The sequence below is a fragment of the Peteryoungia desertarenae genome (assembly GCF_005860795.2).
Lineage (GTDB): Bacteria > Pseudomonadota > Alphaproteobacteria > Rhizobiales > Rhizobiaceae > Allorhizobium > Allorhizobium desertarenae.
In genome coordinates this window covers 30,098-44,989 of record NZ_CP058350.1, presented here as the reverse complement: position 1 = coordinate 44,989, position 14,892 = coordinate 30,098, and the positions used below count along the sequence as shown (strand labels likewise).

15 protein-coding genes and 1 pseudogene are annotated in these 14,892 nt (G+C 58.1%); 2 read left to right on the top strand and 14 right to left on the bottom strand.

Annotation, left to right across the window (positions count from 1 at the left end):
* Nucleotides 1-19: 19 nt before the first annotated feature.
* Nucleotides 20-1,015 carry a KpsF/GutQ family sugar-phosphate isomerase gene (locus FE840_RS00245; protein ID WP_138287931.1) on the top strand — a complete coding sequence of 332 codons (996 nt, stop codon included), beginning with the start codon at nucleotides 20-22 and terminating at the stop codon, nucleotides 1,013-1,015.
* Here FE840_RS00245 and FE840_RS00240 read toward each other — a convergent pair whose 3' ends face one another.
* From FE840_RS00240 to FE840_RS00225, 4 genes are all read right to left on the bottom strand, one after another.
* Nucleotides 1,016-1,474, bottom strand: a complete 459-nt coding sequence (locus FE840_RS00240; protein WP_138287930.1) for an NfeD family protein — start codon at nucleotides 1,472-1,474, stop codon at nucleotides 1,016-1,018.
* Nucleotides 1,475-1,477: 3 nt separating this feature from the next.
* Nucleotides 1,478-2,494: an SPFH domain-containing protein gene (locus FE840_RS00235; protein ID WP_425502148.1), complete on the bottom strand. Its 1,017-nt coding sequence runs from the start codon at nucleotides 2,492-2,494 to the stop codon at nucleotides 1,478-1,480.
* Nucleotides 2,495-2,680: 186 nt separating this feature from the next.
* Nucleotides 2,681-4,636 (bottom strand): HAMP domain-containing methyl-accepting chemotaxis protein, encoded by a 1,956-nt coding sequence (locus tag FE840_RS00230; RefSeq protein ID WP_138287928.1) that lies wholly within the window; start codon nucleotides 4,634-4,636, stop codon nucleotides 2,681-2,683.
* 73 nt (nucleotides 4,637-4,709) lie between these two features.
* On the bottom strand, nucleotides 4,710-5,321 hold the full coding sequence (locus FE840_RS00225) for a hypothetical protein (RefSeq protein ID WP_138287927.1): 612 nt from the start codon (nucleotides 5,319-5,321) through the stop codon (nucleotides 4,710-4,712).
* Between the two features lie 329 nt (nucleotides 5,322-5,650).
* Here FE840_RS00225 and FE840_RS00220 point away from each other — a divergent pair.
* Nucleotides 5,651-5,827: pseudogene (locus FE840_RS00220) on the top strand (7-carboxy-7-deazaguanine synthase QueE); the annotation flags it as partial.
* Between the two features lie 50 nt (nucleotides 5,828-5,877).
* Here the strand turns inward: FE840_RS00220 and hemH are convergent.
* The 10 genes from hemH to FE840_RS00170 all read right to left on the bottom strand — a co-directional run bounded on the left by hemH (nucleotide 5,878) and on the right by FE840_RS00170 (nucleotide 14,889).
* Nucleotides 5,878-6,912: a ferrochelatase gene (hemH, locus tag FE840_RS00215; protein WP_138287926.1), complete on the bottom strand. Its 1,035-nt coding sequence runs from the start codon at nucleotides 6,910-6,912 to the stop codon at nucleotides 5,878-5,880.
* A 131-nt stretch (nucleotides 6,913-7,043) separates the two neighbouring features.
* Nucleotides 7,044-8,915 (bottom strand): 5'-nucleotidase C-terminal domain-containing protein, encoded by a 1,872-nt coding sequence (locus tag FE840_RS00210; protein ID WP_138287925.1) that lies wholly within the window; start codon nucleotides 8,913-8,915, stop codon nucleotides 7,044-7,046.
* A gap of 205 nt (nucleotides 8,916-9,120) precedes the next feature.
* On the bottom strand, nucleotides 9,121-9,483 hold the full coding sequence (gene omp10 / locus FE840_RS00205; RefSeq protein WP_138287924.1) for an outer membrane lipoprotein Omp10: 363 nt from the start codon (nucleotides 9,481-9,483) through the stop codon (nucleotides 9,121-9,123).
* A gap of 194 nt (nucleotides 9,484-9,677) precedes the next feature.
* Nucleotides 9,678-11,120, bottom strand: a complete 1,443-nt coding sequence (locus tag FE840_RS00200; protein ID WP_138287923.1) for a homospermidine synthase — start codon at nucleotides 11,118-11,120, stop codon at nucleotides 9,678-9,680.
* 168 nt (nucleotides 11,121-11,288) lie between these two features.
* On the bottom strand, nucleotides 11,289-12,170 hold the full coding sequence (locus FE840_RS00195; protein WP_246318805.1) for a heme-dependent oxidative N-demethylase family protein: 882 nt from the start codon (nucleotides 12,168-12,170) through the stop codon (nucleotides 11,289-11,291).
* Entirely contained in the window at nucleotides 12,167-12,565 is a 399-nt protein-coding gene (locus FE840_RS00190; protein WP_138287922.1) for a type II toxin-antitoxin system HicB family antitoxin, read from the bottom strand. The genes FE840_RS00195 and FE840_RS00190 overlap by 4 nt, the downstream gene beginning before the upstream one ends.
* A gap of 20 nt (nucleotides 12,566-12,585) precedes the next feature.
* Nucleotides 12,586-12,768 carry a type II toxin-antitoxin system HicA family toxin gene (locus FE840_RS00185; RefSeq protein WP_138287921.1) on the bottom strand — a complete coding sequence of 61 codons (183 nt, stop codon included), beginning with the start codon at nucleotides 12,766-12,768 and terminating at the stop codon, nucleotides 12,586-12,588.
* 59 nt (nucleotides 12,769-12,827) lie between these two features.
* Nucleotides 12,828-13,112 (bottom strand): YciI family protein, encoded by a 285-nt coding sequence (locus FE840_RS00180; RefSeq protein WP_138287920.1) that lies wholly within the window; start codon nucleotides 13,110-13,112, stop codon nucleotides 12,828-12,830.
* Nucleotides 13,112-13,741, bottom strand: a complete 630-nt coding sequence (locus tag FE840_RS00175) for an aminotransferase class IV family protein (protein ID WP_138287919.1) — start codon at nucleotides 13,739-13,741, stop codon at nucleotides 13,112-13,114. The genes FE840_RS00180 and FE840_RS00175 overlap by 1 nt, the downstream gene beginning before the upstream one ends.
* On the bottom strand, nucleotides 13,726-14,889 hold the full coding sequence (locus FE840_RS00170; protein WP_138287918.1) for an aminodeoxychorismate synthase component I: 1,164 nt from the start codon (nucleotides 14,887-14,889) through the stop codon (nucleotides 13,726-13,728). The genes FE840_RS00175 and FE840_RS00170 overlap by 16 nt, the downstream gene beginning before the upstream one ends.
* Nucleotides 14,890-14,892 lie beyond the last annotated feature (3 nt).

The window sequence follows — 14,892 nt, the reverse complement described above, 5'->3', positions numbered from 1 at the left end:
AACGCAGTATGGGACAGCCATGATCAAGCGCGCTGTCAATCTCGTCGAAGCTGGTGCCATCGAATCCGCCGTTCGGGTCGTTTCGACCGAGCGCGTTGGTCTGTTGGCGCTGGAAGAGGCCTTGGCCGGGACACTCGCGCAGCCCTTCTGTCAGGCCGTCAAGATGATCGGCGACATCACGGGTCGTGTGATCGTCACGGGCGTTGGCAAGAGCGGTCACATCGGCACGAAGATCGCAGCGACCTTTGCCTCGACTGGAACGCCGGCTTTCTTCGTTCATCCCGCAGAGGCCAATCACGGCGATCTCGGGATGATCTCGACGGATGATGCCATTCTGGCAATGTCGTGGAGCGGTGAAACGGCAGAACTCCAGGGCATTGTTACCTATTCGAGACGCTTCTCCATTCCGTTGATTGCTATCACCGCTGGTGAAACGTCGACGCTGGCGCGAAATGCTGATGTCGTCCTTCTGCTGCCGAAGGTGCAGGAAGCCTGCCCGCATGGTCTGGCACCCACGACTTCCTCGCTCCTGCAGCTTGCGCTCGGGGACGCTATAGCGATTGCACTTCTTGAAGCGCGTGGCTTCTCCTCAAGTGATTTCCGAACCTTCCATCCGGGCGGCAAACTCGGTGCGAGCCTCACCCATGTGCGTGACATCATGCATACCGGCGAGCGTGTGCCGCTGGTGAGGCTCGGCACATCCATGCCGGAGGCCGTAAAAACGCTTTCGCATAAGCGTTTCGGCTGTGTCGGTATCGTTGACGAGCTGGGCAAGCTTTGCGGTATCGTCACCGAAGGTGACATGGCCCGCAATCTGGCCCGCGATCTCTCCGTTCTTGCGGTGGACGATGTGATGACTCGCGATCCGAAGGTCATCAAGGGTGATGCGCTGGCCAGCACTGCGGCCTCGATGATCAACAGGCTTGGTATCGGCTCGCTGATCGTTGTCGATGACGATCACTACCCGATTGGGCTTGTGCACTTCCATGACCTTCTGCGGATTGGGGTCGCCTGATCAGGCGGCATCCACCGTCAGGTCCCGGCCGCTGCTGGCAACAATCTTCACTCGCGTGCCGGCTGGCAGATCGGGGCCTTCGACTGTCCAGAAGGTATCATCCAGCTTTATGCGCCCACGGCCTTCGCGGATCGGCTCCTGCAAGACCGCAGTTCGGCCAACAAGGCTTGCACTGCGCTGATTGAGCATCGGTTCGTCCGTGTCTGCGTCGAGCCGTTTGAAGAGGCGACGTCCTGCCAACGCTGCTGCGCCGGCGAAAACTGCAAAGAGCACTGCCTGCAATTGCCAGGTCCAAAAACCCATCTCCCAAAAGAGTAGAGACAGGGCGCCGGTCAAAATCGCACCAACCCCGATCCAGACGAGGAAGACGCCCGGCATGATGAGTTCTGCGGCAAGCAGGATCATGCCAAGCACCCACCAGCTCCACGGGCCGAGTTCAGTGATGATCCGCGCGAACATGGCTTAACTCTCGCCAGCTGGAGAGAACGGATTGACTGGTGGTGTGGAGCGTGGCGGTGCGGGACGCTCGCTTTTCGCTGGGCTGGCCGGCTTGCCATTCTCGCCGAAGACGTCCCGTGCAATCGCACCAATCCCGCCGAGGGAACCGATGAGCGATGACGCTTCCATCGGCATCAGCACCACCTTCGAATTTGTTGCGGTCCCGATGGAGGCCAAGGCTTCGGTGTATTTCTGCGCAACGAAATAGTTGATGGCGTTCATATCGCCGGCTGAGATGGCTTCGGACACCATTCGTGTTGCCTTGGCTTCGGCTTCTGCCAATCGCTCGCGCGCTTCTGCGTCGCGGAATGCGGCTTCGCGCTGGCCCTCTGCCTCAAGGATGGCGGCCTGCTTGGCACCTTCGGCGCGCAGGATCTGTGCATTGCGGAAACCTTCGGCCTCAAGCACCTGGGCGCGACGATCGCGCTCCGCCTTCATCTGGCGCGCCATGGCATCGACCAGATCCTTCGGCGGCTGGATATCCTTGATCTCGACGCGTGTCACCTTGATGCCCCAGGGGCGGACCGCTTCGTCGACAACGCGCAGCAGGCGGTCGTTGATCACTTCTCGGTTGGAGAGCAATTCATCAAGATCCATCGAGCCCATGACCGAGCGGATATTGGTCATGGTGAGGTTCAGGATGGCATTTTCCAGATTGGCCACCTGATAGGCGGCTTCGGCGGCGTTCAGAACCTGATAGAACGCCACGCCGTCGGCTGCGACAGTCGCATTGTCCTTGGTGATGACTTCCTGGGTTGGTACGTCCAGCACCTGCTCCATGACATTCATCTTCGCGCCGATGCGCTCAATGAAAGGTGTGATGATGTTCAGGCCAGGTTCGAGAGTGCGTGTATAGCGCCCGAAGCGCTCCACGGTGAAGCGGAAACCCTGCGGTACGGTCTTGACCCCTGCCAGCAGGACAAGAATGATCAAGATAACCAGCGCGATGACGACAATATCAAGTCCCACAAACATGCGCATTTCCCCCAGAATCAACCCTGCCGATCTTGGTCAGCATCATGAGCAACATCGGAATTGGGTCAAGCGATTGCAAGGGGTGAGCGGCTGGTCTCAGGCAATCCACCGCAGGATTGGGTCGGAAACAAGAAGGGCGGACCTCTCAGGCGCCGCCCTTCTTTCTCTTCAATTGACTGACCAACTTCCGGCTTAGAACTCTTCCCAGCTCTGCTGGGCAACTGCAGCGTTGCCATGGCTTCGCGGTGCCGGTGCCACGGTCCGCGCGGCTGGTGCCCTTTGGGGCTGGCTTGCCTCAGGTCGAACAGGGGCTGCCATCTGTCGGGCGGTCTCACGCAGGCTGTGCGCCTGACTGGTGGCGGCGCCTTCGATGGTGAACTGCGAGATCAATTCACGCAGTCTTGCCGCTTCGCTTGCCAGGGCTGCCGATGCTGCATTGGATTCTTCCACCATCGCGGCGTTCTGCTGGGTGGTCTGATCCATGGCATTGACCGCCTGGTTGACTTCGGCCAGCCCCGTGGACTGTTCGCGGGCGGAAATCGCGATGGCATCCATATGCGCATTCATGTCGGTGATCAGGCCACCAATGGTGCGCAGCGCCTCGCCCGTCTGGCGGACCAGATCCACACCGCCGGCAACCTCTGTGCTCGAATTCTGGATAAGCGCCTTGATCTCCTTGGCGGCATTGGCCGAACGTTGGGCCAGTTCGCGCACTTCCTGGGCGACAACCGCAAAGCCTTTGCCGGCCTCCCCGGCGCGTGCTGCCTCAACACCGGCATTGAGCGCCAGAAGGTTCGTCTGGAAGGCGATCTCATCGATGACGCCAATGATGTTGGAGATCTGCTTGGAGCTTTCCTCGATCTTGCGCATGGCATGTTCGGCCTTGGCCACGACTTCGGAAGACTGGGTTGCCGACGAGTTGGCCTTCGAGGCAACGCCGCGGGCTTCTTCCGTTCGCTTTGTCGAATTCTGGACGTTGGCAGTGATTTCCTCAACGGCGGCCGCCGTTTCTTCCAGTGAGGCTGCCTGTTGTTCGGTCCGCTTCGACAGATTGTCGGTGCCGTTGGCGATTTCGCGGGTGCCGGTCTCGATGGTCGAGACGCTGTTGGTAATGCCGGTCATCGTCGAGTTCAACTGCTTGACGGAATTGTTGAAGTCGTGACGCAGGCCTTCGAAGTCAGGTGCGAAGGGTTCGACCAACTGGAAGGAAAGGTCGCCGCTCGACAGGCGCTTGAGGCCTTGAGCAAGACCGGATGTTGCGATCCGCAGTCGCTCTGCCGCATCGGCTTCGGCACGCTGCTGATCAGCGATGCGATCTGCTTCGGCCGTTTTGCGATTTTCCTCGGCTTCGGCCTCCAGTCGCTTGTTGGCGATGGCAGCTTCGCGGAATGTATGCATGGACTTTGCCATACGACCGATCTCGTCCTTGCCGCCCTCGACAATGGTGACGTTCAGGTCGCCGTCCGCCAGGCGCTGGGTCGCTTCCGCAAGGCGTCCGAGCGGTCGTGACACGAGGCTGAAGTTCAGGAAGCTCATGAGAGCGGCCGCAAGGGCAACGAGGATACCTGCCATGAGGCTGATCAGCTCGACGGAATGCAGAGCATTGCGCTGACTGGCTGCGGCTTTGCTCTCCTTCTCGTTCAAGGCATTCGTGATTTCATTCAGTTTCGCACTGAAATCGCCGACCAGTTGCGTCCCTTGACCGGTTAGTTCGATGGCGCGAGCTAGCTCGACCGTCGCGGGATCGCGCATCAGAGAGATCTGCCGGTCAACGACATCCGACTTCCAGGTATTCAGGGTGCCGATGGCTTCCTTAAAAAGTGGAGTTTCCTCAGGTGCCTGGTCGGAGAAGAGCTTTTCCAGAACCGGGATGTCCTTCACCATTTCGGCTCTAAGCTGCTCGTGCGTGGCAACAAAATCGCGGTCACCGGTCAGGAGAAAGTTCTTCAGCGCCAGGTTTGCTTGAACCATATCGTCCGAAAACTCAGCCGTCTTGATAACCAGCTCGTTGATGATTTCCTTCCGTTCGACCTGTGTTATGGCCGACAATGATGTCGTGTAAATGAATCCGGATGCGCCGATCGCTATGACAGCGAGGATGCCGAAGGCGACAAATCCCTTGACGTTAACGGAGGTATTCTTGAGCATGGCATTGTCCTGACGGGCTTTTCAGGCCCAGAATGATGGTGATTTTATTTGGCCAAGGAATGCTCTCGGTTCGTCATGAACCGGTCACTGCACGACGTTCGAGTTCCGTGAGATTTACTTCGACGGTGACTGCGCCAATACCGTTCTTCGTCACCGGATCGGCGATCGTGAAATTCACTTGCGCACGCCAGATCTTGGCTTCGTCGTCCCATTCCGCTTCGTCCACGAACACGGCGTCCGGACCGACAGCATAGGTCTTCTGGAACTTGGCTTCGTCGCCCTGCCAGAAATCGCTGGTGATCGAGCTTTGGCCGACATTCAGACCGTTCTGGTCCATGATGAAAATCTCGGCGTAAAGACCAAGCGAGCGGCCCTGCATGCGTGCGAGATAAGTGGAGAGCGGATTGGACAGGGTTGCAGCGATCAGCGGCTTGTCCGTGTTTTCGCGCTCGGCGCGCCACTGCTGATCAAGTGCGTCGATCTTGTCTTGCGACAGTCTCGACAGGCGGTCGTTCTGAGCCTTGATGGACAGACGGACAATTTCCGTGTCGATCCATTTGCGCATCTCGACGATGACTGGCTGAGTGATCAACTTGTTCACGTCTGGCTGGGGCGTCTCTGCGAATGCCCCAGACGTCGAAACCAAAAGGACGCTTGCGATGGTGAGATGCTTCAGTGCGAACATGTTTCTCTCCTTGGATAGTGCCAAGTCTAGGTCTCCTTATTTAAAAGGATGTTAATTTAAGCAGCCGTTTGAGTATAATTATCTACTTTTATCAATGGGTTATGAAGCCTCTTGCATTGGGAATCAGGTTGTAAAACTCAACTCCAATGCCTCTCGCCAGTGTCGCAATCGTCGAGGTGACGGGCCAGAAAACCCCTTAAAACATGGGGTTCTTTGGGTGCTCAAACACTGCTGTCTATGGTTGAGTGCATGATTGGTTTGCTTGGGAATGGCTTGGGCTGCAGAAGGCTGTGTCAATGGCTTGCGAAAAGGTATGGACGATGATTTGCCAACCTGGAAACCATACGCCGCCGGCGCCCGGTGCCGAGGATGCAGCTATCGACCTGAACGGCATTATGGAGCGGATGCATTGGCTGGTTGATCGGGTGATTGCCGATCGCTGGTTTGCTGCAACAGTCTTGCCGCAGCTGCATGTCTTGCTTTGGGGAAATAGGCGAGGCTTCTGATCGGATCATCAGTCTGGCGGATCTTTTGCATCCGCCAGACAACATTCGGGTCAGATCCAGCCCTGAAGCTCCTGACGGACGAGGTGTTCAAGAACGCGCATGCCGTCATCGCTATCGTTCAGACAGGGAATATGGGTGAACTTCTCGCCGCCATTGTGGAGGAATTCCTCGCCGGCTTCGCCCGCGATTTCTTCAAGCGTCTCAAGGCAGTCCGAAACAAAGCCGGGGTTGATAATGGCAAGTCGCTTTGTGCCTTCCTTGGCGAGTTTCTCCACGGTCTTGTCCGTATAGGGCTGCAGCCATTCTTCAGGACCAAAGCGCGACTGGAAGGTCACCATCAGACGATCCTTCTCCCAGCCGAGACGATCGCGCAGGAGGCGTGAGGTCTTGTAGCATTGGCAGTGATAGGGATCGCCCTTCATGAAGTAAGACTTCGGGATGCCGTGATAGGAGGTGATCACGAGCTCTGGTTCCCAATCGAGTGTCGCAAGGTGCTTCTCGATGGAGCAGGCGAGGGCGTCGATATAGACGGGGTCGTCGTGATAGCGGGGAACGGTTCTCAACGCCGGCTGCCAGCGCATCTTGAGAAGCGCCTTGAAGGCCTCGTCATTCACGGTTGCCGTTGTTGCGGCTGCATATTGCGGATAGAGCGGGAAAACGAGGATCTTCTCGCATCCGGCCTTCTGCATCTCTTCCATCTTCTTCTGGATGGCCGGCTGACCGTAGCGCATCGCCCAGTCGACATGAACATGGGGAATGTCTTTGAAACTTTCCGCCATCTTCTCTGCCTGACTTCGGGTGTAGGTCCGAAGATAGCTTTCATCGAGTTCCTTGTTCCAGATCTCCTCATAGGCCTTGCCGACCTTCTGCGGTCGCTTGTTCAAGACAATACCGTAAAGGATGGGATACCAGAGGAGACGCGACCATTCGATGACGCGCCGGTCCGTCAGGAATTCCTCCAGATAGCGACGCATCGATTTATAGTCTGTGCCGTCGGGCGTTCCGAGATTAACAAGAAGAACGCCGACCTTTCCAAAATTGACTTTCGGATGGTCAGACGGCCAGTGGGCGGGCATTTCGGTCATTGTGTCATCCTGCAGGTTCTGTATTCAGCCAATACGTCGCGGACTATGTCTAAGATCATCTGATAAAAGGAAAAGCCGGCCCGTAAAAGTCCGGACCGGCTCAGTATCTGCGGCAAACAGTCCCGAAGGTGTCAGTTTGCTGGCAGGGTCAGTTCCATGCCCACTTCAAGCATGCTGGGGCGGGAAAGGCCATTGGCTTCGGCGATCTTTCTCCACATGTTGCCATCACCATAGGTCGCGGCAGCGATCTTCCAAAGATTGTCACCAGCGACAACGACATAGGTGGTTGCGGCGGCAGGCTCTGCGGCGGGCGCTGCGGCTTCTGTGGCTGCCGCCGCCGGTGCTGCTTCCGCGGCTGGAGCGGTCTCGGCAGGGGCAGCTTGCGCAGGTGCCGCAGATGCAACCTCCGTGATGCGGCCGTCGGTGTAAGGCGTGTAGGGGCTGTTCTTGGTGATGTAATCAGCCACAACTGTCTCCAGCCCAGGGCCGAAGTCATAGGCATTCATGCCGGCCGTTTCGAAGATGTCGAACCCATCACCACCGCCGCGCATATAGTTGTTGGTGGCTACACCATAGAGCTTCTCAGGATCGAGCGGCACGAAGCTGTCGCCTTCCTTGACCTCCACCGAGACAATGCGGCTGCCAGCCGGTTTCGACTTGTCGAAGCTGTATTTGAGGCCGGACACCTGTGTGAATCTGCCTGCACCTTCTTCCACCTGGCTCACGCCATTCTCAAGAGCGGTTACGATGTCGGAGCCCTTGATCTGGAAGGAGGCGAGCGTGTTCTGGAAGGGCAGAACCGTCAGGACTTCGCCCATGGTCACGGTTCCCGCGTCGATCGAAGCACGCAGGCCCCCGCCGTTCTGGATGGCAATCGTGATGCCCTGATCCTTCAGGCGGTCGACCATGGCGTCGGCAACCAGGTTGCCCATGGCGCATTCGGTGGCACGGCAAACGTCACGCGAGCCTTCGATTGCTGCTGTCGTTTCACCGATTTCCTTCTGCTTCAGCTCTTCGATCGGACCTGCCAGCTCCGCAACCCGTGTTTCAAACGCTGCATCCGGTGTCACCGAGGCGTCAAGAAGCCTGGTGTCACCCGTTGCTGCGGTTACCACACCTGCATCATCGAAAGTGACGGTCAGATCGCCAAGATATTTGGAATAGGCGTAGGCCTGAACAATCGGAACGTCCTGACCGGCCGGGTTCTTGACCATGAGCGGGTAAGGACCTGCAGCACCCTCGGCAGTGTTCGACAAGAGCGTGTGGCTATGGCCGCCTACAATCACATCAATGCCGTTCACCGCTGCGGCGATTTCCTGGTCTCTTGGCAAGCCCACATGGGACAGGAGCACGATCTTGTTTACGCCCTGCGATTCCAGATCGGCTACGGCTTCTTTCAGATAGGTAATTTCGTCCACGAAGAGAACGCTGTCGCCTGGCGATGACGTTTCATCTGTGTCGGTTGCAAGAACCGAGACGACAGCGACCTTCTCCGTCCCAAATTCCTTGATGATATAGGGCTGGATCTTATCGGCTATCGGCGTGTTGAGGCCGGCCAGCGTGTTTCCGGAGATCATGGGGAACTGGAGCGCGTCGATGAACTTCGCGAGTTCCTCTGGACCATCGTCGAATTCGTGGTTGCCGACGGCCATGGCGTCAAAACCGATGCCATTCATGAACTCCGCAATCGGGCCGCTCTTATAGGTGGTGTAGAACAGCGAGCCCTGGAACTGGTCGCCAGCATCTAATGTCAGGACGTTCTTCCCCGCCAGTTCGGCGCGGCGGGCGTCGATCGCTGACTTAACCCGCGCAATGCCGCCAAAGCACTTCGCCTCTGCGATGTCTTCCGCTGAGCAGGTCGAGTCGAAGCGGTTGATCGGCTCGATGCGCGAGTGCAGATCGTTGATATGCAGGATATTGAGCTCGAAATCGGCGAATGCCCCGCCGGCGGAAATGGCGAGCACCGATGCGCTCAACAGGCCAATTCTCAATTGTCTGAACATCAAATCTTCTCCAGTTTTTCCGACCTCGACGCTCTACCGGCTCGACATGTCAGTTTTTTCGTCCCTTCGTAAGGCCACCGATGTTTTCATCAAGAAGAGGCTTCCGCAAGGAAAAAACGTCGTGATCCCGGAGTTGTTGTGCGGCGCAAAACAAAACGGCCGCCCGACAGGCGACCGTTTTTCAGTTCAAGGGAATGATTGATGATCAGGCGCGGCGCGCAAGCGAGAACTGAGCACCGGAATCAGAGGTACAGTTCAGCTGGCTTGGCGTCACGAGAGCGCAATTGACCTTCTGCTGGGTGTTGCGCACCAGAGAAGTCATATTGATTTCAACAAGCCTATCAGACACCATCATGTAAGAGCCCGATGCCAGAATTTGATTGGTATCAGTTGTGCGAGTGGTGAATGTGCCAGCCTGGAAGGTCGAGACGATGCCGTTCGGATCTGCCCAGGTGCCGTCAACTGTCGGCCTCTGCTCGATCACGGGTAGCGGACGCGGGCTGCTCGAATAGCAGGATGTCAACGCAACTGCGCCAAGTGTCACTGCCAGGACGGTCTTTATCTTCATTCTCGCTCTCCCAAAGCCTATGCGCAAGGATCGTGCGTCTGCCCGTACTTAATCACTGGAACCATGCCGTGAAGCCATGTCCAAAGCAAGGCCGACGGTCTGATCCCTCCGCGTTTTCCCATGCTCTCGTTGCACGACGGTCAAGAAAAACCCACCGCGAACACGGTGGGTTTCCAGCACCCGCTATCCAACGCTTAACGAACGAGAATGTTCTTGAACTGCCAAGGATCCTTCTCATCCAGCTCTTCCGGGAAAAGGCCGGGGCGACCGTCGAGCGGTGTCCAGTCCGTATAGTGACCTTCAACCGGGCCGAGATAGGGCGTCTGCACTTCAAGGCAGCGCTTGTAGTCGATCTCGTCAGCCTCAACGATGCCGGCCTTGGGGTTTTCCACGGCCCAGACCATGCCGGCGAGTACCGCCGAGGTTACCTGAAGGCCGGTGGCATTCTGGTAGGGGGCGATCCGGCGGGTTTCCTCGAGTGAGAGGCGCGAGCCATACCAATAGGCATTCTTGTCGTGGCCATAGAGGAGAACGCCCAGTTCATCGATGCCATCAACCAGTTCGTTCTCATCAAGAACATGCAGGACCGGTTGCGGCTTGCCGCCATTGCCAAACATTTCGTGCAGCGAAAGTACGGCATCATTGCAGGGATGGTAGGCATAGTGGCAGGTCGGGCGGTAGACGACTTCGCCGTCCTTTTCGACCGTGAAATAGTCAGCAATCGAGATCGACTCGTTATGGGTGACGAGGAAGCCGTATTGCGGGCCGGGTGTCGGGCACCAGGTGCGCACGCGCGTATTGGCACCGGGCTGTTCCAGATAGATCGCTGCCTTGCAGCCCTTCTTATGCTTCTTGGCGTTCTTCGGCATCCAGTTTTCATGGGTGCCCCAGCCGAGTTCGGAGGGCTGAAGGCCCTCTGAAATGAAGCCTTCGACCGACCAGGTGTTCCAGAAGACATTGAGCGGCTTCGGGTTCTTGGTGCGCTGGGTGTCGCGTTCGGCAATGTGGATGCCCTTGACGCCGACCTTCTTCATCAGCTTGGCCCAACCTTCGCGGTCGGTCTGTGCGGGCTCTTCAAACTTGATGCCGAGATCATTCGCGACATTGAGCAGAGCCTGTTTGACGAACCAGGACACCATTCCCGGATTGGCGCCGCAGGTCGAGATGGCGGTCGCGCCGCCGGGGTTCTTCTTCTTTTCCTGACGAACCGTCTCGCGCAGCGCATAGTTGGTGCGCTCGGAGTTCTTCATGTTCTTGTCGAAATAGAAGCCGAGCCAAGGCTCAACCACGGTATCGATGTAAAGCACGTCGAGCTTGCGGCAGAGCTTCATCAGGTCGAGCGAACCGGTGTCGACCGACAGGTTGACGCAGAAACCCTGACCGTCGCCTTCGGTCAGAAGCGGCTTCAGCAGTTCCTTGTAATTGTCCTTGGTCACATGGGCCTGGATGAATTTGACGCCGTGCTTGTCCAGAATGGCCTTGTCGTCATCGCGCGGGTCGATGACGACCATCCGGCTCTTGTCGAACTTGAAGTGCCGCTCGATCAGCGGAAGGGTTCCGCGACCGATTGAACCGAAGCCGATCATAACGATCGGACCGGTGATCTCGGCATAAACCGGATAGGAAGTCTCGCTCATGTGTTTCTCCTGGACGTTCACCCCGGCAAGGGGGTGTAAAGCTGGTCTCGCCTCTGCCGATTGCGCACCGGAATTGCCGATATTGACGGCTCTAGATCACAAAAGACTGACACAATAAAGAGGCGCCGGTGTCTGCAATGCGGCGATCAGAAAGGATTTTCATCCGTTTTAACGGCAGAGTTTCTCAAGTAACCGCTGCCGCATCACGTTAAGCCCCTTGTAGTGGGCTTGTTCCGCCGTAAGCGCCGATAACTGTTCGGCCAGCGCTTCTGCCAACCTCTTCCCGTCCGGATGATTTTCGAAAATTCTAACCGGATCAAGATAGATGCGGATTGTAAAGACGATCGCGCCCGTTTCTGGGAGTTTCGTCAGTGTCTGTCGCTCCACGCGAATAACGGCCTCGTCTGGTTTGGCAGTGTCATTTCGGCCTGTCTCGGGATGGAACAGCTTTTCCTGCCAATTGATTGACCAGTTGAAGCGCTCGGCCGGGAGATCTGGTGCCAGATTGTCGAAGATCCGGTTGATCATCGTAGCGTTGCGTGTCCCGGCCTGAAAGCCCGGCACATGTTCGTGGACTTCCTCCATCGGTCTATCGAATTTTTCGGCGAGCACCCAGGAGGAAGGGAAGGAGAGATGGGCGGCGGAAATATGCCAGCCACTCTTGCACTTCTGCATGATCACCAGATCATCCTGCACCAGAAGACCGGCCCGCATGAGCGGCGGCATAGTGTCATCTGTCAGATCAACCGAATGCCGACCTGAATGAATTACATGTCCTGCACGTCGGTAAATGGCGGGATGACCTGTCTCCAGGTAATCAGCGAGCAGCCTCAGGCATTCCCGCTGGGCGGGCAGGCTGTCTTCGGTTGCTCGGAAGATGTCGTTCAGGCGCTCGGTTCTGAGATGGTGTTTCTCGTCGAGGTAACGACCAAGGTCAGCATCCGGCTCAATCCAGCGTGCTGGATCAAGGGCCGAGAGGCCGATGGTGAAGGGACGCGTCGGGCCGGCATAGGGTGTGTAGGTCAGGATTGGCTGGCCCCGATCAGTCACGCGGAACGCTCGATCTCTTTGCGTGCGCAGCTCGCGAGAAAGGCAGAGCGCGTCAGACCTCGCTGTTTCGCCGCTTGATCAATGGCAGCCAGTGTGCCGGCGTCCATCGTGATATTGGCTCTCACGGTGCGGGTGTCATCTTCGATCAAAGGCACGCGGATCAGGAATGCACCCGAAGCCAACTCTGCTTGGATGTCGTGACGGGCCAGAATTGCTTGATGCGATGATGGTAATGGCAGGGCTTCATCCTCGGCCCAAAGCCTCAAGGCCTCGATTGCTTTGATGACAAGGTCTTCGTCACGGTCCGCTGCCGAGAATACGGATGGCAAATCAGGGAAGCTGATGCCGTAGGCACTCTCCGGGTCCTTATAGACCAAAGCCACGTAATATCGCATGTGCCGATTTCTCTTGCTCTTCAGATCCAGCCCGCCTGTTTCGCTATCGCCCGCGCGGTGCCGAGCGGGAGATCCTTCTTCGGGTGGGGCACGATGATCGTCTTGCCGCCTTTCCGCAGCTTGTGATGGGAGCCGGACACCGAGACAAGTTCATATCCCTCGGCCTTCAGGCGCTGGACGATCTTGCGCGAGTCCTTCTCCATCACTCGTCTCCGTGCGCCAATATATGCGCATTCTGGCTCTGGTTCAATGGAGGGCTGATCTACCCCTTCAACCCATCCATACCCGCCGCCGTCCGCATCACCGTCACTTCGGTAACCTCGTAAACCGCCACGCCCTCGACCGTGAAGGGATCGGTTGCGACATAGGCCTCGATTGCGGCCCGGTCGCCCTTAGCCAGAATGACGCCCCCGGTTCGCGGGTTCTTGCGGCCCGAGGCCAGGAACATGCCGCTGTCATAGCCGGCATTGACCCAGGCCATGTGCGGCTCCATCAGCCTGTCAGCCTCATCGGTCGGCTTCACATAGGTCAAGGAGAGAATGAACATCAGTCGGCCTCGTCAATAAGCTCGGCAGGGATCAAGCCGCGAAGAGAATTCCCCACGAAGAGCTTGCGGTACTTCAGATCCTGAAGCTTCAGCACCTCGGAGCGCGCCTTGCGTTCGCGGATCAGCTCTGCCCGAAGAATCCCCGGCAACAGGCCGCTGGCAAGCGGTGGGGTTAAAAGCATGCCCTCGGCGGTTTCGGCAAAAAGATTGGTGATCGTACCCTCGCAGACCTCGTCCCGCTCGTTGAGCAGCAGGACTTCATCCGCCTCTGCCTTGGCATATTCGGCGCGTGCCGCCTCATAGGGATCTCGGCGCGAGGTCTTGTGGCGAAACAGGTTGTCGTCAGATTTAAGTCGTGTCTTCGCAATGCGGAGGCGCCAGATTTTTTCTTCCGGCTCCGGCTCGAAGGGGGTGGTGGTGACATCGATCTTGCCGCGATAGGTCATCACGAGGCGTACGCGCAGCGGCCTATCCCCCGATACACTTTCGCTGAGTTTTCCCTTCGCATCCACCGGCTGGCGAAAGCCAAGTGCATCGGCGGAGCGAGACAGGCGCCGCAGGTGCTGGTCTAGGCGAAGGAAGCCTTCATCCGGTTGCCAGCGCATGGTCTCGATCAGCGAGAAATCCATTGGTCACCTACTGCAAAGCGCGCCTTCAAGAGGCATTCCTCATATTCGGCCTCGGCCTTCGAATCGAAGACGACGCCACCGCCGACATTGAAGACGGCGCGCCCATTGTTGAAAAGGGAGATGGTGCGGATGCCCACCGAAAACCGCATGGGGCCTGCCGGGTCGCACCAGCCGATGGCACCGCAATAGACATCCCTCGGCCCGACTTCAAGTTCATGAAGGATGCGCATGGCCCACATTTTCGGAGCGCCGGTCACGGAGCCGCAGGGGAAGAGGGCGGCCATGATCTCGGGGAGGCCGATGCCGGGCAAGAGCCTCGCCCTGACATAGCTCACCATCTGATGCACGGTCGGATAGGTCTCGATGGCAAACAGCTTGGGGACCGAAAGCGTGCCGACCTCTGATATGACGGAAACGTCGTTGCGCAGCAGATCGACGATCATCCGGTTCTCGGCCTGGGTCTTTTCGTCGCCGAGCATGGCGGCGATGATCGCCTCATCCTCCTCCGGTGACGCGCCACGCGCCGCCGTGCCCTTCATGGGCCTCGTCTCGATCCAGCCGTCTTCATCGACGGAAAAGAACAGTTCCGGCGAGCGCGACAGGATGACGGGACCAGTGCCGTAATCGATCAGCGCGCCGTAATGCACGGGCTGTCGACCGACCAGCGACCAGAAGGCGGCGCGGGGGTCGCCCTCCCAGGTTGCCTCGACCGGCATGGTCAGATTGGCCTGGTAGCAGTCGCCCTTGCGCAGGTGGTGATGAAGCCGGTCGAAGCGGTTCCGATAGGTTTCGAGATCCCAGGCGGCCCTCGGCTCGCTCAGGAGCGGCGCATTCGGAATGTTCGAGGGCGCCTCCGCCAGCGGGTGGTCTGCCGGCGCAGGCGCTGAAAAGACGCCCATCGAGATCAGCGGCGTCTCGCGGCCCGCTTCGATCAGGGGACGGAGCTTCGGTTCAAAGACAAACCCGGCTTCATAGGAAATGTAACCCGCCAGCCACTTGCCGGCCTTCCGGTGCGCTTCCAGTTGCGCAAGCGCAGGCTCAACCTCGTTTGCCGACCGGGCGACGACGAGCGTCTCCGGTTCGGCAAAAACGAGGCTCGTTCCCGCGCGGTCGTCGCGGAAGAGCGCATAGGGCGCGTGGTCACGCATGGG

What these genes read in the sequence shown, in the direction of transcription:
- FE840_RS00245 (WP_138287931.1), top strand. Translation starts at nt 20, where the DNA reads ATGATCAAGCGCGCTGTCAATCTCGTCGAAGCTGGTGCCATCGAATCC.
- FE840_RS00240 (WP_138287930.1), bottom strand. Translation starts at nt 1,474, where the DNA reads ATGTTCGCGCGGATCATCACTGAACTCGGCCCGTGGAGCTGGTGGGTG.
- FE840_RS00235 (WP_425502148.1), bottom strand. Translation starts at nt 2,494, where the DNA reads ATGCGCATGTTTGTGGGACTTGATATTGTCGTCATCGCGCTGGTTATC.
- FE840_RS00230 (WP_138287928.1), bottom strand. Translation starts at nt 4,636, where the DNA reads ATGCTCAAGAATACCTCCGTTAACGTCAAGGGATTTGTCGCCTTCGGC.
- FE840_RS00225 (WP_138287927.1), bottom strand. Translation starts at nt 5,321, where the DNA reads ATGTTCGCACTGAAGCATCTCACCATCGCAAGCGTCCTTTTGGTTTCG.
- hemH (WP_138287926.1), bottom strand. Translation starts at nt 6,912, where the DNA reads ATGACCGAAATGCCCGCCCACTGGCCGTCTGACCATCCGAAAGTCAAT.
- FE840_RS00210 (WP_138287925.1), bottom strand. Translation starts at nt 8,915, where the DNA reads ATGTTCAGACAATTGAGAATTGGCCTGTTGAGCGCATCGGTGCTCGCC.
- omp10 (WP_138287924.1), bottom strand. Translation starts at nt 9,483, where the DNA reads ATGAAGATAAAGACCGTCCTGGCAGTGACACTTGGCGCAGTTGCGTTG.
- FE840_RS00200 (WP_138287923.1), bottom strand. Translation starts at nt 11,120, where the DNA reads ATGAGCGAGACTTCCTATCCGGTTTATGCCGAGATCACCGGTCCGATC.
- FE840_RS00190 (WP_138287922.1), bottom strand. Translation starts at nt 12,565, where the DNA reads ATGCGATATTACGTGGCTTTGGTCTATAAGGACCCGGAGAGTGCCTAC.
- FE840_RS00185 (WP_138287921.1), bottom strand. Translation starts at nt 12,768, where the DNA reads ATGGAGAAGGACTCGCGCAAGATCGTCCAGCGCCTGAAGGCCGAGGGA.
- FE840_RS00180 (WP_138287920.1), bottom strand. Translation starts at nt 13,112, where the DNA reads ATGTTCATTCTCTCCTTGACCTATGTGAAGCCGACCGATGAGGCTGAC.
- FE840_RS00175 (WP_138287919.1), bottom strand. Translation starts at nt 13,741, where the DNA reads ATGGATTTCTCGCTGATCGAGACCATGCGCTGGCAACCGGATGAAGGC.
- FE840_RS00170 (WP_138287918.1), bottom strand. Translation starts at nt 14,889, where the DNA reads ATGCGTGACCACGCGCCCTATGCGCTCTTCCGCGACGACCGCGCGGGA.